Raw genomic sequence first — 17,584 nt, forward strand, 5'->3', positions numbered from 1 at the left:
TGCCGCATACCGCGGCCACAGCAACGAATGCGCCGCCCCGACCGCGCCGCCCCGACCGCGCCGCCCCGACCGCGCCGCCCCGACCGCGCCGCCCCGATCTCCTTCCCGGCGGGACTACCCGACCCGGACCGGGCGTCGCCGGTTGCGCGGCTGCGCCGTCCGGGTAGGCCCAGAGACAGGGCAGGGACGGGGCAGGCCGCGGCCCGACACGCCGGTTCGAGGGCTGTCGGCCATGCGGCGCGGAAGGAGCACCACGATGGTGGGCACGCTGACCGTCACGGAACGTCGCGAGTGGCTCGACTGGGCGCTGGACATCTTCGACACCCAGGTGCGGGCCGTGCCACCCGGGTCCTGGGCGGCGCCGACGCCGTGCGGACAGTGGGACGTGCGGGCGCTGGTCAACCATCTCACCGTCGAGCACCTGTGGGTTCCGCCGCTGCTGGCCGGTCTGACCCGGGGGGACATCGGCACCCGGTTCGACGGGGACCAGCTCGGGGACGATCCGGGCGCGCGCTGGACGGTGACGGCCCGCCGCAGCCGGGACGCCTGGGACCGGCCGGACGCCTGGGCATCGCTCCCGATGTTGTCGTTCGGACCCACCCCGGCGGACGAGTACGCCTTCCAGCTCACCGCCGACCTGCTCCTCCACGGGTGGGACCTGGCCCGGGCGATCGACCTCTCCGGCCGGCTGCCCGGCGACACCACGTCGGCGCGAACCGTCGGCAACAACCGGGAGCTCGTGCACTGGGTCCACGACAGTCTGCGCCGCCAGATCGACGCCTGGCGCGTCGTCGGCATCTTCGCCACGCCGGTCCCGGTGCCGGACGACGCCGACGAGTGGACCCGGCTGATCGCCCTCACCGGCCGCTCGCCGGACTGGCGTCCCCGCCTCGACCCGGGCCGGCACCTCGACCGGGGTCGGCATCCCGATGAGGGCCAGCGTTCCGACGAGGGCCAGCCTCCCGACGAGGGGCAGCGTCCCGACGGTGGTTAGGGTGTGTGTCGTTCCGTGATCACGCGTGGCTGCAGCGCGGCGCGGTTCCGCGCAACCGCGCCGCGCTGCCGGCGGGCACGACCTCGACCTCCACGATCATGCGCCCGCCTGCACGCCTGAGCTACGAACGTGGACCGAGCGTGACACGATCTAGCACAAGGGGTAGATGAGGATCGGCGCCCCCGCCCCGCCGGCCGCGGCGGTGGGCGGAGCCGAACAGCTCCGCAGCGGGACCGGGGTCGTCGGCGTGGAGGAGCCGCCGGCGTCAGGCGCCGCGTGTTTGACGGCCCCGGACGGTGCAGTCGGCGCCGAGCCCGGCGATGCTGCGCCGTCCGATGCCGCGCGGTCCGCGGACGGCCGCGCCGCCACGCCGGCGCCGTCGTCCGCGCCGAGGCGGCCGATGGCCGCGGACAACGCCCCCGCCGACCCGGCCGAGCCGCCGCCGTCGCGCCCCCAGCCCACCTGCACCCCGGACACCGCGACCAGGCCGCCGACCGCGAACGCGGCCACCGCGCTCATCACGACGACCAGCACGGCGAGCAGCCGCACGGTGCCGCGGTCCGGGGAGCCCGCCGCAGCGCTCATCCGCGCCCCCGGCGACCCGGCCCGCGGGCGGACCGCGTCGCCGGTCCCGCGCCGGCGGGAATGCGCCGGCAGCGGATGGCGATCTCGGCGTCCCTGCGCATGCGCCGACCGTAGCGGATCGAGCCGGTTCCGGGGGGACGGTGCGACGCAGGCCGCGGATGTCGGCCGAATGGCGATCCGTCGGCTGGGTGCCGATTGATGGTTAGTCCCTCGAATTTCGGGAGACAAAGCCGATATCAGCGCTGCTTGTTCCTCGTCCGTTCCCTGCGACTGCCCCTTTCCGGAGGTATCTGATGGGTCTGCGTTACACCCGCCGACCGCGGTACGGACCGTTTCACCTCAACGTCAGCGAGCGGGGGGTGTCCTCGGTCACGCTGAAGCTCGGGCGCGTCTCCTGGCGGGTCTGGTCGCGCAACCGCCGCGGCGGCCTGTCCAGCGTCGACCTGCCGGGGCCGTTCTCCTACCGGCGGGAGGGCCGCGGCCGCCGGCGAGCCGAGGGCTGATCCCGCGGGGGTCGAGGGCTGATCCGCGGGTCGAGGGCTGATCTCGCGGCGGGTCGAGGGCTGATCCCGGCGGGCGTGTGCTCAGTCGGCGGCGGCGCGCGCGGTCGGCGTGGTCGGGGCCACGATCGGGACGGGTTGCCGTTCGGCCAGCAGGATCGCGAGGTCGTCGTGCAGGGCACCGCCGGCGTGGGTCCCGAGGGCGGCGATGAGCCGGTCCAGCGCCTCCTGCTGGCCGCCGCCCCGCAGCAGGTCCAGGCGATCGTCCAGCGGAAAGAAGCGTCCCTGGGCGTCCCTGGCCTCGATCAGCCCGTCGGTGAACAGCAGCAGCCGGTCGCCGACCTCCCAGTGCGCCGTCGTGACGGTGAACCGCTCGGCGAGTCCGAGCGGGGGGCTGGGCGAGCGCAGTTCCAGCGTCGCCGACCCGTCCGCCGAGACGAGCCGCGGCGGGTGATGGCCCGCCGAGCACATGCCCAGGCGCCCATCGGGGTGGATGTCCAGGACGAGCGCGGTGACGAAGTCCTCGGGCCCGGCTTCCCGCCCCACCGCACGGGCGCACGCCGCCGCGACCTGCTCGGGATCCAGCCAGGTCACCGCGGCCTCGCGGAAGGCACCGAGCACCACCGAGGCCAGCCGGACCGCCGGCAGCCCCTTGCCCCGGACATCCCCGATGATCACCCGGATGCCGTTCGCGGTCGGCACGACCTCGTAGAGATCTCCGCCGACGGACGCCTCCCGCGCCGCCGACAGGTAGCGGGCGGCGAAGCCGGCCCCGTCGAGCTGGCCCGGAACCGCCGGCAGCAGCGCCCGCTGCGCGACCTCGGCGACGGCCTGGACGCGGTGCAGCTTCGAGCGCTGCCGCTCCCGGTACACGCAGATGTAGACCGCGATCGCGGACTGGACCAGGACCAGGATGATCGCGGCGATGTGCGGCTGCGTGCCGAAGCGGTGGTCCCAGAGTCCGGAGAGGATCGCCACGATCACCGTCAGGCCGCCGATGCCGGCGGTGATCAGTGGCGGGCAGGCGGCGGCGAGGATCAACGGCCCCAGGCCGAAGTATCCGGTCAGTGCGACGCCGGGTCCCAGATCGACGACGAGCGCCAACGTGAGCACGGCCGCCCCGGCGACGATCAGGCGTACGTTTTCCGGGCCGCCCACCGCATCGGCTCCTGCGGGCGCGGCAGGGTTCGTCCGGGCAGTTCGCATGGCTCATTCTCCCGAGCAGACCAGGCGTTCGACCACGCACCCTCGCAACCCGGCCATCAGGTGACGAAAGCCTACCCGGAAGGTCAGGCGGCGTGGGCGGCGCGTTCGCCCGGGTGATGCAGGTGCCAGCGTTCGCTGTCCTCCACCTGCGCGGCCAGGGAGATCAGCAGGGCCTCGCTGCCCGCGGGCCCCATGAGTTGGGCGCCGACCGGCAGACCCGCGGCGGTCCGGCCGGCGGGCACGTTGATGGCCGGCCAGCCCAGCACGTTCCACGGCCAGGCGAACGGGCAGGCCGCCACGATCGCCTGGTCGGTGGCCCAGTTGGTGTCGCGGTTCAGCTCCCCGACGCGTGGCGGGGGGGTCGCCGTCGTCGGCGCGAGCACCACGTCGATCCGGCGGAAGATCCGGCCGATGTTGAGCCGGGCCAGCGGCTCGGCCGCACGGGCCAGCGGCAGCAGCGGCCGCAGCGCCCGACCGGTCCGCGCGTTGGCGACCGTGCGCGGGTCGAGCTGGGACGGGTCCGCAACCCGTCCGGCCCAGTCGCGGATGCCGTCCATGGACCGCGGCAGGAAGATCGTCCCGAGTAGGCCGTAGGGCGGCTCCACCGGCACGACGTCGTGCCCGAGCCGGGCGAGCACCTCGGCCATCCGTTCCACCGCGGCGCGCACCGCCGGATCCAGACTCGCCGGCATCCCGCTGTAGGGGCGGTGCAGCGACAGCCCGATCCGCAGCCGGGGCGGGGGATGCCCGGCCGCGGACAGGAACGGCTCGGCCGGCGCCGGCGCGGAGTCCCGGTCGATGGGCAGGCTGCCGGCCAGGACGTCGAGCAGCAGGGCGCCGTCGGCGACGGTCCTGGTCAGCGGGCCGTAGACGGTGAGGCCGTTGAACTGCTCGCGCACGGGCGCGCTGGAGATGCGGCCGCGCTGCGGCTTGATCCCGACGAGATGCGTCCAGGCGGCGGGGATGCGCACCGAGCCGGCGCCGTCCGAACCGATCGCGCCGGGTACCAGGCCCGCGGCGACCGCCGCCGCCGCCCCGCCCGAGGAGCCGCCGGGGGAGTGGTCCAGATCCCACGGGTTGCGGGTCACCCCGAACGCCGGGCCCTCGGTGAACGGCCACTGGCCGAACTCGGGCGTGTTCGTCTTGCCGACGATGACGGCACCGGCGGCCTTCAACCGCCGCACCATCTCGCTGTCCCGGGCGGCCGGGGGGAACTCGCCCACGGCGCCGAACGCCGTCGGCAGACCGGCGATGTCCGTGTCATCCTTGATCGCGATCGGCACGCCGAGCAGGGGGCGGTGCCGGTCGGCCGCCGGCCCGCCGCGGCCGCGGGCCGACCCGGCCGCGAGCGCCGCGTCGGCCGCCGCCGCCTCCGCGAGCGCCTCGCGCACCCGGACCCGGCGGAAGGCGTTGAGCGTGGACTGGGTCGCCTCGATCCGGTCCAGCGCGGCCTCGACGAGCTCGTGGGAGGTCACATCGCCCCGCGCGAGGCGGGCGGCGAGGGCGGCGACGCCGTCCAGCGGGCCGTCCCGCTCCGGATCGGTGAGCGTGCCAGGTGCATCCGACATCAGCCACCCCCCTGCCGCATCGGGCCTTGCTGCCCGCACCGTAACCGACCGCGGACCGTTCGCCTCGCCCCTCGCGCGATACCTCCCATTGTCCGCCGTCGTTGCCGGTTTGGCAGAAGCATGGGGAAGAGAAGGGTTTAGTGCACATCACGTGAGATTCGGGTCATATCGCGCATCGTCGGACACGCGATGCGAGTGACGCCGTATCACGCGCGCCACATCGTGTTATCAACATCGGGGACGGGGTACCGCCGACGGAAGAACGGATCGTGAACATCTCGCGGTGGTACGGAGGTATCCCGGCGCCCACCACCGGGTCGTCTCCCGCCGCCGCGGCGGCGTCGGTGCGTCGACGCGGCAGCCCGCCGCGCCGAGACCGCGAGGGCCGCCCGGATCCGCAGGTTGTCGAGATCGGAAGACCTCGAGACGAGCAAGACGATGAGGGAGGAACCACCCGATGTCAGTGGACCCGAACGCGGCGACGCCGGACCCCGCGCCGAACACGCCGCCGGCCGGCGCGGCGCCGTCAGCCTCTGGCGGGCCCCGGCCGTCCTCGCCCGAGCCGGAACGGCCGGCCAGCGCACCCGCGCTGAACGGTCACAGCCCCGCCGCCCCGCCGCTCACCGCCACCTCGCCGTCCGCCGCGACCTCGCCGACCTCGCCGACCTCGGCTCCGGAGCCCTCCGGGCCGGGGGAGGCACCCAGCGCCCGGGAGCGGGTGGCGGTGGGCGCGGCCGAGGTGCGCGAGCGCGTCAGCGGCGCGGCCGCGACCCTCGCCCCGCACGTCGCCGCGGCGAGCGAGCGGACCCGCGGCGCGGCGGAGAAGGCCGCCGGGACCGTGCGGGAGAAGGTCGCCGAGAACCCCCGGCTGGCCGCCGCGACGGAGCGGACGATCGGTGCTCGGGACCGGGCCGTCGGCACCGTGCGGGAGCGGCTCGCCCAGCACCCGCAGGTGAACGCCACGGCTGAGAAGACCCTTGCCACCAGCGGCAAGGCGGCCCGTTCCGCCGGGCAGCGGGCCCGGAACAACCCGCGGGCCACCGGTGGCGTGCTCGCCGGCACCGCGCTGGTGCTGCTGGTCCGCCGAGCCCGCCGGCGCCGCCGCCGCAGCGCCGACTGAGCACCGCCCTGTCCGGGGTGGGTGGGTTGCCGTCCCCGCCCTCTTCCTCCGGCCTGTTCCCTCCGGGTCGGAAAAGAGGGCTCATACCGGTGTTTATGCCGATCGGGTGCGGGGACACAGGACTCAACCACCTCGGCAGGGAGAATAAAATGGTCACATTCGTCGTCGTCATGATTCTGCTCGGTCTGGTCGCCGGCGCCGTCGCTCGCGTGGTGCTGCCCGGACCTGATCCGATCGGCATTGTCGGCACCATTGTCGTGGGCATCATCGGCTCTTTCGTCGGCGGTTTCCTGGGCTACGTCCTGTTCAACAAGGACCTCGGTGAGGGCGCGCTCCAGCCGTCCGGGATCGTCGGCTCCATCATCGGTGCCATCCTGGTGCTGCTGATCTGGCGCAACGTCGGTGGCCACAGCAACAGCCGGTCGCGTGGTCGCAGCCGCCGCTACGCCCGCCGGTGACCGAACCGACCGTCGGTCACGGCGACACCCATCGGTGATCTCCGGGACTGCCGAGAAGCCGACGGCAGCGAGGTCGGCCGGCGCGGGCCCAGCCCGCCCCGCGCCGACCTCGCCCGCCGGCCCTGCCCCCCACGTTCCCCGTCTCCACCCCGCTCCCTGCTCCCCACGCCCCGCCCCCTGCACCAGCCCGCACCTGATCTCGCCGCCGGCACCCGTCCCGGCGGCTTTTCGCTGTTCCGGGTCGTGGGCGACCGGCCGACGGTATGGCCGGCATGTTCACCAATGATCTCCTTCTCGAAGGAAGGGCGCCGTTCTCCCAGGAGTCGCCTGACGGGGAAGGACGTCGAGTAGAGACAGCCGGCGATCTGTTCGATCGTCCACCCATGGTCACGAGGCGAAACCGGCCGATGTCCGGCCAGGTCGATGGTAAGAGTGCCGGGCCCGCAACCGAGATCGAGGAGTCGGCCTGTCCCGGAACGGGAGAAACGCCGCGCGACCCCCGTCAGGAAAGCCTGCGGGTAGTCAGGTGGGTGGCGAGCGTAGTACCGGGCACGTGACCAGGTCATGCAGATTCCGCGGAACCGCGCCACCGGTTCCGTGCCCGTGCCCGGCCCCCGGTCCCGGCCCCGGCCCCGGGTCCGGGTCCGGGGTCGCCGGTGGTGGTGTTCGGTGGCAGCGGCTTACCGCGAGCAGATCACCGATCGTCTGCGTCCCTGCCGGGGCCGGGGTCGTCGCCGGGGAGGTCCGGGTCGTTCGTGTGGTCGGTGGTCTCACTGAAGTCGCGAGCCCGCTGGGCGGAGTCCGCGCTTGCGCCGGAGAACAGCCGCGCGTCGTCGGCGGCGTCGGCGTGCGGGGGCTGGGGGCCGTCCGGGGCGTCGCCGGCCTCACCCGGGCCGGTCGAGCCGTCGGGGGTGCGGGGCCTCGGGGGGAGATGACTGCCGTCGCCGTCCCGGGTTGACAGGGTGATCGTGGTGATCGGCTCCCAGCCGCGGCGAGCGCCGTCGCGCTTGCGGAGTCGGTCGCCGGGCGTCCCGTCGCGGTCTTCCCGCTCGCGTACCAGGGTGCCGATGGCACCCCCGTCGCGGTCGCCGGCTCCGTTCTGGTGGCTGTTGGCACCGTAAGGGCCGGCACCACTGTGTCGCTCGTTGCCGTACCGGCTTTCGTTGCGGCGGTCGTCGGTGGCGCGCGGGCGGTCGTCGGCGGGGCCGGTGAGGTGGGCGGTGGCGTCGAACTCGATGCGGGTTCGCGGCAGTGCCCGGTGGTGGTTGCGCTGTAGCCACAGCACGAGTGCCTCCCGCACGTGGCAGCGCAGATCGAAGGTGGTCGGGCCGTCCTTGCCGCTGACCAGCACCCGGATCCGGATGTGGTCGTCGACGGCGTCGGTCACCTGCAGCACGCAGACCCGCTGGTCCCACAGGTCGGTGGCTGCCAGGACGCGGTGCATCTCGGCACGCATCTCCTCGAGCGGGACCTCCCAGTCGAGATCAAGCTCGACCGCGCCGAGCACCGCGGACTCCTTGCGGGTCCAGTTCTGGAACGGTGTCGTGGTGAAGTACGTCGACGGAAGGATCATCCGTCGGTCGTCCCAGATGTGGACGACGACGTAGGTCAGGGTGATCTCCTCGATCCGGCCCCACTCCTCCTCGACGACGACCACGTCGTCGACGCGGATGGCGTCGGTGAACGCGAGCTGCAGGCCCGCGAAGACGTTGGCCAGCGAGGTCTGGGCGGCCAGGCCCGCGACGATGCCGACGACGCCGGCGCTGGCGAAGATGCTGGCCCCGGCGACGCGCACGCTCGGGATCGTCATGAGCATCGACGCGGCGGCGATGATCGAGATGATCGCGACGGTGATCCGTCGCATCAGCGTGACCTGGGTGCGCACCCGCCGGGCATGACGGTTGTCGACGACGTCGACCCGGTAGCGCGCGAGCGCGAGCTCCTCGAAGACGAACGCCAGGACGGCGACGCACCAGCCGATCCCGGCGATCAGCAGGATGTCGCAGACGTGGATCGCCGGCTGCGTCCAGTCCTGCTCGTGGGTGGCATTGAGGCCGATGAGCAGCGCCACGAGGATCAGGGTCAGCCGGACGGGCCGCCGGCCGCGGTGCGCGAGGTCGGCGACGATCTGGGAATGCCGGCCGATGCGCAGCGCGACCCGGTGCAGCAGTATGGCGGCGGCCACGGCGACGACGACCGCGCCGACCAGGACCGTCAGCACGGCAATCGTCGACTGCATGTTGGAGTAGGACAGATCGGGCGCGGCGCTTACACGCACAGGCAGGCTCCTCGTCCCTGGGGGTCATGGCTCCCCGGGTGCTCTGCCCCTGATCCGCCGGCTCATGAGGTGATCCGCGCCATACCGGCGTCGGCGTGTTAATCCGCAGCGGCTCCCGAGCCGTTCCGCCAGCCGTCGCCGGTCACCGCACGAAGGATCGATCCCATCTGCTCGTTGCGGATGCGATCGACGATGCTCGCCCACTGACGAGAGAAACCTGGGCGGCCCTCCAGCGCTGACCAGACCCACCGCAGGTCCGGCTCCAGGTGAGCGCACGGCATCCACAGGTGCAGGAGCTGCTCGATCGCCGGGCTCACCCGCGCCATCCGCGCCATCCGGTCCACCCGTCCCGGCGCCTCGTCGAGCGTGTCGACGAGGCCCTGTACGACCGTCAGCAACCAGTCGTGGCAGGCGATGTCCTCGCAGAGTGTCACCAGGGCCTCGGGCCCGCCCCGGGGAGCGTCGAGGATCAGGGTGCGGACGTTGTCGTCGTCGAGGCTGAACCGGGGCGGCGCGGGAGTAACCGTCTCGGCCCGGTCGGCGAGGTCGATGACGAACCTGAACCTGGTCCGGGCCGCGCGAAGGGGCACCGCCCCGTCGAGGGCGGGGGCCGCCTGCACCCGGTCGAGGAGGCGGCCGGCGACGGCGTCGAGATCGATGGTTCCCGGCCGTCGCGGGCCGAGAAAGCCGGCGCTGAGATCGTCGGCGGAGCCGCGCCCGATCCGTTCGATGACCCCGCGGCGGGCGAGGTAGGCGGCCCAGCCGCGCCGGCGCGTCCCGGCGGCGGGCACGACCAGCGCCCGGCTGGACGCCTGCGCGATGCGGCCGCCGGCGATGACGGCGCGGCTGACGACCGTTCCGACGCCCTCCACCCGCCGGCCGGTGCCCGACGGCAACCGGCAGTGGACTCCTTCGACGATGTCGGGCGAGACGGCTCGGGCCGACGGCCTGGTCGCCGAGCGGACCGCGGCGGCCGGCACCAGGTCGAGGATCTCCTGGGCGACCGGCTCGCTCACCGCGCCGGAGTGCCGCAGGAGCGCGGTGCGCACCTCACCCACGAGCAGGGCGAGCTCCCCGTCCCCGGTCCCGGTCCCGGCGTCGCTCATGCCGGCCTGGCGGGCTGCCGACCGCCGGGACCGGTGGCGGATGGCCGATACGTCACGGGCCAAGCAGGACGTAGGACATCCGGTCGACGATCTCGAGCGGCAACGTGATCCGTTCCGCCGCCGCGCGCCGCACGGTCTGGTCCAGCGCCGCCGGGTCGACCGCCACCTGGGACAGGATCGTGCGGACCGCGTTCTCCACCGGGAGAAACCGGCCGGCCAGCACCGAGAAGGTCCGGTAGGCGCAGAAGGGCGCCGGGTTGAGCCCGGCCTGGAGCACGGCGGGCACCTGCGACCAGTCGTCGGGCAGAGCGGCGAGGTCGGCGACCTCGGCGACCTCGGGGCGCAGCACGTCGCGGCCATGCCGGCGCAGCACGCCGAGCCGGGCCAGTTGCCACACGGCGGCGAGGTAGGCGCAGGACCAGGTCCGCTTGCCGTCCGGACCGCTCCACAGCTCGACGTCGAGGAAGATCGAGTGCAGGTGCCGGGCGTTCTCGATCGGCGGCGACCAGCCGGCCCGGCCGCCCATCGCCTGACGCGCCCCCACCACGGGGGATCGCTGGCCGTTGGTCAGCCAGCCGGTCTCGGTGACCGGTGGTCGGGAGCCGTCGGCCCCGAACGGGGGATCCGCGACCAGCGCCACCTCCACCAGCTCGGCGAGGGACCCGCCGCGGTACTCGACGAGGCCCGACTCCCGGGCGAGGTAGTCGATCGGCACCCCGGCGCGCTGGGCGGCGTCGAGCAGGCGCGGAATCGCCTCGCCGGGCCGCAACTCGGCTGTCGAATCCGCGGTCCCGGAATAGTCGTCGAGCAGCAGGCAGGTACTCACCCGCGGCCGCCCCGCGGTATTCCCCGCGATCGCGGCCATGCGAGCGCGATCGGTCCACGGGGCGATGCGGTCGAAGAAGCGGTCCAGGTCCGTCGAACGGAGGTCCTCCAGATAGAGATGACCGAGCTCGACCGACACGTGCGCCAGCGGCACCTCGCTGGTCCAGGCGACCGCGGTGGACTCTCGGTACACGGCGTCCATCGGCTCAGTCCGCGCTTCCTGGCGGCGGTGCACGGGAATGGTCATCAGGCGTCCGGCGGCGGGGAGGGCTGAGGCAGTCGGAACGGCGTGCTCGCCTCCCAGATCTCCTCGAACCGCGTCCGGCGGTCGAGAATCGTCACCGGGTGGTAGCGAAGGTTCGTCCTCGCGATGCTCAGGGTGGGCGGGATGCCCTCCAGATCGACCTCGTAGCTCACCTCGTCGTCGAAGAGGATGAAGTCCTTGAAGGTCGCCGTCCAGTCGTTCCGGGTGGACGGAGAATTGCTCAGGACCTCGTTGGTCCGTACCTCTATGCCGGCTTTGAGCTGCTTTTCGCAGGTCCGGATGAAGTCATCGCTGGCGAGAATCTCCGGATCGGTGAGGATGAAGACCCGGCGAATCTCGACGCCGCGGTCCACCGCCGCCCGCTGCGCGTTGAGGTAGGCCCGCCCGAGCTCGGTCTTCCAGAAGCCGTCCTCGAACTTGCCCTGGCCGCCGTCGGCGGCGGTCGTGCTGGTCGCCAGGATCCGGCCGGTCGCGGCCCCCGTGAGAGCGAGCAGCCAGTTGCGATCCTCGCCCTCGCAGCTCGCCGCGTAGGCCGATCGTCGGCCGATCTCCGTCGTCAGGCCCTGGACCAGCTCGGTGAGGTCGCGGATCTCCGACACGACCAACCGGCCCAGGATAGGCGAGGGCGGCGTGAAACCCACCACGTTGTTGATCAGTCCCTGGACCGGGCGACTGCCGGTCGGCAGCACGTCCAACGCCGACCCCTCGATGGCCTCGCGCAGCCGCGTGGCATTGTTCACGTGCGAGATCATGTTCTCGGTCGAGGTCATGGAGCGTTCGACGTCGCGGAGGAACTCCACCACGAGCACGGAGCCGGCCACGAAGACCGCCAGCGTGAGCGTGGAGACCAACGACCCTCTGGCCAGCTTTGTCAGCCCGAAACTGACCGCTCCGGTCAGCAGGGCTATCGAGATTCGCTGTAGCAAGGGCCGCATTGGAATCCCCCTTTGGTCGCACCTCCTCGAAGATACTAGAGATCTCGGCTTCCGTTGCTATCGTATTTCCGTCAGGTGCCTTGCCAGGAACGTGGATCCGTGAGCTTTCTAGCAAGATCTTCGAACGCTTCACCGGTCTCCCGGTTGGCGATCTGGGTGCTACTGATGTCCAGATCCCGGATAATCTGCTCGCGCCACTGCAGCACCGGATCCAGTGGTATGGCACCGATGACCATGCTCCGGCCCAGTCGCCGACGGGCGGCGAGGTCGACCAGCTCGTTGTGGCAGCGTTGCAGCCAGGATGCCTGCTGCGCGCGCAGCGGACTAAGCAGCGGGGAATTCGGTTCCTGGACGGCGGTCCGGACGAACCTGACGCAGCTCTCCATCTCCTCCCGGGAGAGGCCGAGCCTGATCCCGTTGCTCACGATCCCGCGTTCCCCGAAGACGAGGCCGTGCGCCGCGAGGATGTGCTGCCTGGTCCACCGGTGGAAGACCAGCCAGCGGACGTCCTCGCGGCCGAGGTCCGGGGCCGCGGTCGCCTCCTGCACGAGGTCCGCCGCATACGACCGGCCGGCGCTCAGATCGATGAGGATGACGCTGAACTCCTCGGCGAGGCGGACCAGGAGCCGACGGCACCGTCCGATCATCTCCACACTGATCGGGAATTCGCCGCCGCCTTCGTCGCCGGGCACCAGGACCAGCCGCCCGGAGCCGGTCGGCCGCCGGCGCCGCGACCAGCTCGCCTGCTTCCAGACGTCGATGCGCACCGGCTCCGCCGCGTCTCCCTGGAAGTACGAGTGCGCCCCGGTCCCGGTCTTGACCCCCCGGCTCGCCGCTTCGACGTCGAAGACGGCGCCTGCCGTCGGCGATCCGAAATCGAAGTCGAGGTAGCAGACATCGTCCCCCTGCAGCGCACGGCGGTAGGCGACGTTCGTCGTCGTGACGGACCGTCCGGTTCCGCCCTTGTCCGAGGTGGCCAGGACGATCATGGCTGGATGGCCTCGTAGAACTGCGGGCGGGCCGCGTCGAGCTGGTCGAGCCGCAGGAGGATCTCCTGCAGGATCGCCTTCGCCGTGCCGGGCCGGCGCTGCGCCGCCGCGCGACCCCGTTCGATCTGCACCCCGATGCCGTCCAGCTCACGGCGCATCGCCGGGCCGGCGTCCAGCCCGCCGCCCAGGAGCTGCTTGTGGAACAGGTGCTCGGCCTCGGCGAGGAGTTCGAGTGCCTCGGTGATGGCGCGGCCACTGGTGACCGGCTCCCGCTCGATGGCGCCCACGACGGCGATGAGGCACTCCATCACCCGCTCGGTGAAGTACCACGACGGCTCGGTGCTTACCGGGGACAGATCCCGGAACGTGCGGCGGGGGTCGTCCCACAGTCCCTCGCCGGGACCTTCCTCGATCATCCTCTGTTCGATGTGATCCCAGATCCGGTCGGCCAGGTCGAGGAGCTCCTGACGCAGCTCGGCACCGCGCGCGAGCGTCGCCAGACGGACGGTCCGTTTGAGTAGCGCCGTCACGAAGTCGGCCACCGGCCAGACCAGCTCCGGCTCGCGCTCGTCGGTCTCGACCAGCCGCACGCGCAGGCCCGGGACGTGCATGTCGATCGCCGCCTCCTGGCGGGTGGCCCGGCGCGTCACCCGGCTGCGGATCGCCAGCTCGTCCAGGACCTTCGCAACCCGGCTGAGCTCGTTGTCGCTCGGCTTCTGGCGGTACAGGTCCTCGATCATCATGCCGGCGACCTGCAGGGAGTAGTAGTGGTCGTTGACCGGGATCTCGCCATCGGCCCGGACGGTCGGCCGCCAGGGGATGTCCTCCAACGCGGTGCGCTGGCTGCCGAATCCTGCGATCGTCGACCAGTACCGCTGCACCAGATCCCAGCGGAACTGGAGATTGTCGGAGAGCGCCTGCTGTGCCGCGGTCAGCAGGCCGAGACGGCGGGTGCGTTCCGAAAAGAGGTCGGCGATGCCGTCGAGGGCGGTGAGCGTGAAGTAGAGGTTCGGTCGGGATATTGCCCGTCCCGGCTTCTGGGCTGCCTCGGGGAACTCGTCGGTCCGCACCGTCGGTGCAGCACGGACGACCCCCCAGGACCAGCCGCACTCGAACAGGTGGTTTTCGTTCTCCAGGACCTCCAGGCCGGCGGTTCCGGCGGTGGCCCGCTGCAGGTCGGCGCGGATGTCGTTCAGCGAGCGCTGGAGCTGGGCAGTCAGTTGCTCCCGCGGCAGCCGGTCCTGGTCGGTGGTGCGCAACAACGTGTCGCCGGCGGCGGAGGTCGGGGAGAAGGCGTGCACGGCGAAGCTGCGCAGCAGACCGACCATCGCCGCGGTCAGTCGCTCGCTGGCCGCCTTCTCCACCCACTCGATGTCCCGCAGCAGTTGGGGCCGGCGGATGCCCGTGTTCCGGTACTCCTTGAAGAAGCCCAGGATCGCCAGGCACAGCGTGATCGACATCGACATGGAGTCGACGATTTCGACCTGCTGGCGGTCCGGGGGGAGTTCGTCGCCCTGATTGATCGCCTGTAGGTATGACCCGCCGTGGAAGACCGGGATGCCGTCGTCGTCGCGGTACCGGCGCAGGAAGGCACTGACCGCGCCGAGAAGCACCTGGGGCACGTCGACGGCCTCACCCAGGGGGCGCAGTGCCTCGGCGACGTCACGCGCGGTCAGGTCCGGCTGCTCCAGCCGGAAATAGGGTGACTCCGTCGTGGCCGGATACATCAGACAGAGGAGCTGCTCGGCGTCGGCGGTCGAGTTCGGTTCGGCCCGCCCGCCGAAGACCCACTCGCCCTTCACGTACGAGTACGCGGCCGCAGCCTGCCAGAGATCGAGGAGCAACTGTCGCGGTTGAATCTTCACCTGTTACCTCCGCCCCCGCCGGTCCGCCGTTTCCGGCGCCTGGTCAGCGTTCTGCCGCCCGGCCGAGGGCGACCATCATGCCGGTGTATCCCGGACGTAGCGACTCGCTGGAGACCCGGCTGATCTGCAGATCGGTCGTGCGGGTTTCCAGGCAGCGCCGAACCTCGGGCATCCCAACCTCCACGGCCGGGAACTTCAGGCCGCTGACCTCGTAGCCCTTGGAGTTCTCCATGTAGGCCATCGCGAAGGGCGCGCCAGGTCGCAGCGCGCCCAGAAAGCGATTCACCGCCTCCTCGAACTCGCCGTGATGACCCGAGATCGAGCAGGCGACGAAGAACATCGTGCCCATCTCCCACTCGCCGGCCGGAAGACCGAACAGGTTACCCTTCTGCACACGCGCCGCCGACGCCAACCGCCCGCGGGGGTCGCCGATGCTCCGATACGGGGCACGCGAGGTCAGCACCGTCCAGAACGGATCCCAGGTCGGTGCGTATCCATGGGCCACCTCCTTTTCCAACCAGGCCACGTTCTGGGTGGAGTGCTCGACCAGGGTGATCTCCTGGCACCACGGCAGCATCGACAGCGCTGGATAGAGATTGGGGCCCGTGCCCACGTCTATCCCGCGCACCGGTCGGGACGGTCCCACACTCACGAAGAAGTCCCGGACCAGCCCGAGAATGAGTCGGTCGTCATCGCGGAGCGTGTGGTAGTTGTGGCTGAAGTAGGCCGTCGGATCGAAGTCGTCCCACGGAGCATCCGAGTTGTGTGCCACGTTCACTCCTTGGTCCGCCTCCGGAAGCGGATCAGTCCGCGTGGTCATCGGACGCGCCTCCGCGGCCGGTGGTGGGCGTAGCCGGGCCCGGGCGGCGCCGTCGTGGGAGACAGGATCCCGGCGAGCGTGTCCGGCGGTCGAGGAGGCGCCGCGGGATGGTGCGCCGAGGCGCCGCGACCCGATCGGCGGCACACCGCGCCCGCCGGCCGCCGGTGTGGGCATCCGGCGTCCGCCGGCCGGTGCGGGCAGGCGCCGGTCGGCGCGGTAGGACGGGAGGCCGGCGCGGTAGGACGGGAGGTCGGCGGGCGGCTCAGCGCGGGGTGGACGGCGCGTCGGCGCGATCCGGCGCGACGGCGCCGACATCCACCGTCCGGACGGGCGTCGACGAGACCTCTGCGGACCACGAGCGAATGATCGCCTGGGTCAACCGACAGGTCATCAGGACCCGGTTCTCGCCGGAGCCGAAGTAGTCCACTTCCTTGGAGGTTCGATGGAAACCGAGGCTTTCGTAGAGATTGGTCGCCACGATGTTCTCCTCGCGGACGGCCAGTCGCACGTGCTGAATGCCGTGCTCGAACAGCAGCGTCAACGCGTCGCAGGCGAGTCGGCGCCCGATGCGGTGCCCGCGAAGCCCCGGGACGACCCCAAGGCCCTGGAACCAGCCGATATCCGACGTACGTGACGTCATGGTCAGGGAGTAGCCGCAGAGCCTGCCGTCGATGCGCGCGACGAGGATCTCCCCGGAATGCGCGTCGAAGAGCTGCCGGAGAGCGAAGTACGGGTACGCCAGCTCGCCGAAGACCTCCCGGTCGACCGCGTGCAGAGGAAGGAGATCCTCTCTCTCGACCAAGCGCACTTCGAGCCGCGACTCCACTGTGAATCCCTCCAGCACCGCCGGGACGGCCTCGACAACACTGTCCGCTCCCGAATCGGCGCCGCGAGGTCGCACGAGCGGCATGGCCGGTCGGCAGTGTCGAGCCGGACACGCCGGGGACGAGACGGAGCCTCGGGCTCCATCCCCCGGGCATTCGAAGACTACCGCGCCCGTGGTGCCTCGGCGTCGGAGCATGGGCGGAGACACCCGTCGCTGGTCCCGCAGGAAAGACCATGGTTCACATGATGCGACAATGAGGGCGCTTACGTGGAGGACTGGTGGTTTTTTGCTTTGCACTTAGATGTGTGTGATGCTGCCGCGGTGCCCCGCTGTGTGGGGGGAGACCTGTCTCCCGGTGCGATTGATGTGGTTACCAGGTCATGGTGGGCTGGCCATGCTGCCGTGCCGGGGTGCAGCGCCTGTCGGTCGGCTCAGCGCTCGCGCGGCGGCAGGAAGCGGTACATGACGTAGAGGTCGACGTTGCCAAGCCAGGGATGGCGGTAGGCGGCGGGTAGCGTGCCGACCTGGCGGAACGCCAGCGACCGCCACAGCGAGACCAGCTTCGGGTTCGCCGCGACGACGTGAACCTGCATCGCCTGGTAACCCAGGTCCGTGGCGTAGTCGATCATCTCCTCGGCGGCCTGGCGGCTGACGCTCTCCCAGTGACCGCCGGCACGCCCACGGGTGGGGGACGCCGGGCCGCCGTAGGGCCCGTGATCCTCGTACGGACCGGCGCCGGCGCGCGGCCCCCCCTGGTCGATCCGCTTCGGATCGACCAGCAGCATCGCCTGCGCCACGTGGTTGCCGAGGCCCGGCAGGCTCGGCGTCAGCAGCGCGGTCGCGACGACGGTCGTCGCGCCCGGGGCCCGGTCCGCCACCTGCGCCACCTGCGCCGCCCCGTCCGCCTCGACCTCCTCCTCCATGACCAGCACCTCGGCAGGCGGCGGGAGCATCCAGACGGCGCGGGCGGTCTCCTCACCGGTGTCGGGCTCCCAGGGGCAGGTTTCACCCTCGATCACGACGGCCCGCCACACCGGCCAGATCCTGTCCCAGTCCTCCTCGGACGCCCGCCGTATGCGCACCTGTCCGATCCTGCCCGTTCGCCGCATCGCGCGGGTAACGGCGATGCGACGCCGGCGCCCGCGGTCCGGCGTGAGCGCGGCGAGATCTGCCCGTGGACGGGACGAAACAGACCGGGACTACAGTCCCCGCATCGTGCCGGGACCGCGTCTGCCGGCCGTGGC

General features: G+C 71.8%; 16 protein-coding genes. 4 read left to right on the forward strand and 12 right to left on the reverse strand.

Going from position 1 to position 17,584, the window contains the following annotated elements:
* Nucleotides 1-256: 256 nt before the first annotated feature.
* Nucleotides 257-994, forward strand: coding sequence for a TIGR03086 family metal-binding protein (locus FRAAL_RS01600; protein ID WP_041938670.1), 738 nt, complete (start codon nucleotides 257-259; stop codon nucleotides 992-994).
* A 150-nt stretch (nucleotides 995-1,144) separates the two neighbouring features.
* On the opposite strand, the gene FRAAL_RS01605 is transcribed toward FRAAL_RS01600, so the two are convergent.
* Nucleotides 1,145-1,579 carry a hypothetical protein gene (locus FRAAL_RS01605; RefSeq protein ID WP_011601617.1) on the reverse strand — a complete coding sequence of 145 codons (435 nt, stop codon included), beginning with the start codon at nucleotides 1,577-1,579 and terminating at the stop codon, nucleotides 1,145-1,147.
* A 293-nt stretch (nucleotides 1,580-1,872) separates the two neighbouring features.
* Here FRAAL_RS01605 and FRAAL_RS01610 point away from each other — a divergent pair, with 293 nt between their 5' ends.
* On the forward strand, nucleotides 1,873-2,082 hold the full coding sequence (locus FRAAL_RS01610) for a DUF4236 domain-containing protein (protein WP_011601618.1): 210 nt from the start codon (nucleotides 1,873-1,875) through the stop codon (nucleotides 2,080-2,082).
* An 81-nt stretch (nucleotides 2,083-2,163) separates the two neighbouring features.
* Here FRAAL_RS01610 and FRAAL_RS01615 read toward each other — a convergent pair whose 3' ends face one another.
* Nucleotides 2,164-3,285 carry a PP2C family protein-serine/threonine phosphatase gene (locus FRAAL_RS01615; protein ID WP_011601619.1) on the reverse strand — a complete coding sequence of 374 codons (1,122 nt, stop codon included), beginning with the start codon at nucleotides 3,283-3,285 and terminating at the stop codon, nucleotides 2,164-2,166.
* Between the two features lie 83 nt (nucleotides 3,286-3,368).
* Nucleotides 3,369-4,853 (reverse strand): amidase, encoded by a 1,485-nt coding sequence (locus FRAAL_RS01620; RefSeq protein WP_041938671.1) that lies wholly within the window; start codon nucleotides 4,851-4,853, stop codon nucleotides 3,369-3,371.
* A 457-nt stretch (nucleotides 4,854-5,310) separates the two neighbouring features.
* On the opposite strand from FRAAL_RS01620, the gene FRAAL_RS01625 reads away from it, so the two are divergent.
* Both FRAAL_RS01625 and FRAAL_RS01630 read left to right on the forward strand, forming a co-directional pair.
* The gene (locus FRAAL_RS01625) at nucleotides 5,311-5,973 is read left to right on the forward strand and encodes a hypothetical protein (protein WP_011601621.1); all 663 of its coding nucleotides are present in this window, start codon (nucleotides 5,311-5,313) and stop codon (nucleotides 5,971-5,973) included.
* Nucleotides 5,974-6,122: 149 nt separating this feature from the next.
* Entirely contained in the window at nucleotides 6,123-6,431 is a 309-nt protein-coding gene (locus tag FRAAL_RS01630; protein WP_011601622.1) for a GlsB/YeaQ/YmgE family stress response membrane protein, read from the forward strand.
* Between the two features lie 694 nt (nucleotides 6,432-7,125).
* On the opposite strand, the gene FRAAL_RS01635 is transcribed toward FRAAL_RS01630, so the two are convergent.
* The 9 genes from FRAAL_RS01635 to FRAAL_RS33650 form a co-directional block, all read right to left on the reverse strand.
* Nucleotides 7,126-8,709, reverse strand: a complete 1,584-nt coding sequence (locus tag FRAAL_RS01635; RefSeq protein WP_011601623.1) for a mechanosensitive ion channel family protein — start codon at nucleotides 8,707-8,709, stop codon at nucleotides 7,126-7,128.
* A 98-nt stretch (nucleotides 8,710-8,807) separates the two neighbouring features.
* Nucleotides 8,808-9,815, reverse strand: a complete 1,008-nt coding sequence (locus FRAAL_RS01640; RefSeq protein WP_011601624.1) for an SCO2521 family protein — start codon at nucleotides 9,813-9,815, stop codon at nucleotides 8,808-8,810.
* Between the two features lie 52 nt (nucleotides 9,816-9,867).
* The gene (locus tag FRAAL_RS01645; RefSeq protein WP_011601625.1) at nucleotides 9,868-10,887 is read right to left on the reverse strand and encodes an SCO2522 family protein; all 1,020 of its coding nucleotides are present in this window, start codon (nucleotides 10,885-10,887) and stop codon (nucleotides 9,868-9,870) included.
* The gene (locus FRAAL_RS01650; RefSeq protein WP_162137448.1) at nucleotides 10,887-11,831 is read right to left on the reverse strand and encodes a DUF6879 family protein; all 945 of its coding nucleotides are present in this window, start codon (nucleotides 11,829-11,831) and stop codon (nucleotides 10,887-10,889) included. The genes FRAAL_RS01645 and FRAAL_RS01650 overlap by 1 nt, the downstream gene beginning before the upstream one ends.
* Nucleotides 11,832-11,911: 80 nt before the next feature.
* Nucleotides 11,912-12,829, reverse strand: coding sequence for an SCO2523 family variant P-loop protein (locus FRAAL_RS01655; RefSeq protein ID WP_011601627.1), 918 nt, complete (start codon nucleotides 12,827-12,829; stop codon nucleotides 11,912-11,914).
* Nucleotides 12,826-14,694, reverse strand: a complete 1,869-nt coding sequence (locus FRAAL_RS01660; protein ID WP_011601628.1) for an SCO2524 family protein — start codon at nucleotides 14,692-14,694, stop codon at nucleotides 12,826-12,828. The genes FRAAL_RS01655 and FRAAL_RS01660 overlap by 4 nt, the downstream gene beginning before the upstream one ends.
* Before the next feature lie 43 nt (nucleotides 14,695-14,737).
* Complete coding sequence (locus FRAAL_RS01665) at nucleotides 14,738-15,466, reverse strand: SCO2525 family SAM-dependent methyltransferase (RefSeq protein ID WP_011601629.1); 729 nt, start codon at nucleotides 15,464-15,466, stop codon at nucleotides 14,738-14,740.
* 310 nt (nucleotides 15,467-15,776) lie between these two features.
* The gene (locus FRAAL_RS30140; protein WP_157891951.1) at nucleotides 15,777-16,340 is read right to left on the reverse strand and encodes a GNAT family N-acetyltransferase; all 564 of its coding nucleotides are present in this window, start codon (nucleotides 16,338-16,340) and stop codon (nucleotides 15,777-15,779) included.
* A gap of 431 nt (nucleotides 16,341-16,771) precedes the next feature.
* A complete protein-coding gene (locus FRAAL_RS33650) occupies nucleotides 16,772-17,422 on the reverse strand; it encodes a GNAT family N-acetyltransferase (RefSeq protein ID WP_041938673.1) in 651 nt (216 codons plus the stop codon).
* Nucleotides 17,423-17,584: the final 162 nt, after the last annotated feature.

Source organism: Frankia alni ACN14a, assembly GCF_000058485.1.
GTDB lineage: Bacteria > Actinomycetota > Actinomycetes > Frankiales > Frankiaceae > Frankia > Frankia alni.

What these genes read in the sequence shown, in the direction of transcription:
- FRAAL_RS01625 (WP_011601621.1), top strand. Translation starts at nt 5,311, where the DNA reads ATGTCAGTGGACCCGAACGCGGCGACGCCGGACCCCGCGCCGAACACG.
- FRAAL_RS01640 (WP_011601624.1), bottom strand. Translation starts at nt 9,815, where the DNA reads ATGAGCGACGCCGGGACCGGGACCGGGGACGGGGAGCTCGCCCTGCTC.
- FRAAL_RS01655 (WP_011601627.1), bottom strand. Translation starts at nt 12,829, where the DNA reads ATGATCGTCCTGGCCACCTCGGACAAGGGCGGAACCGGACGGTCCGTC.
- FRAAL_RS01645 (WP_011601625.1), bottom strand. Translation starts at nt 10,887, where the DNA reads ATGACCATTCCCGTGCACCGCCGCCAGGAAGCGCGGACTGAGCCGATG.
- FRAAL_RS01620 (WP_041938671.1), bottom strand. Translation starts at nt 4,853, where the DNA reads ATGTCGGATGCACCTGGCACGCTCACCGATCCGGAGCGGGACGGCCCG.
- FRAAL_RS01630 (WP_011601622.1), top strand. Translation starts at nt 6,123, where the DNA reads ATGGTCACATTCGTCGTCGTCATGATTCTGCTCGGTCTGGTCGCCGGC.
- FRAAL_RS01610 (WP_011601618.1), top strand. Translation starts at nt 1,873, where the DNA reads ATGGGTCTGCGTTACACCCGCCGACCGCGGTACGGACCGTTTCACCTC.
- FRAAL_RS01605 (WP_011601617.1), bottom strand. Translation starts at nt 1,579, where the DNA reads ATGAGCGCTGCGGCGGGCTCCCCGGACCGCGGCACCGTGCGGCTGCTC.
- FRAAL_RS01600 (WP_041938670.1), top strand. Translation starts at nt 257, where the DNA reads ATGGTGGGCACGCTGACCGTCACGGAACGTCGCGAGTGGCTCGACTGG.
- FRAAL_RS01615 (WP_011601619.1), bottom strand. Translation starts at nt 3,285, where the DNA reads ATGCGAACTGCCCGGACGAACCCTGCCGCGCCCGCAGGAGCCGATGCG.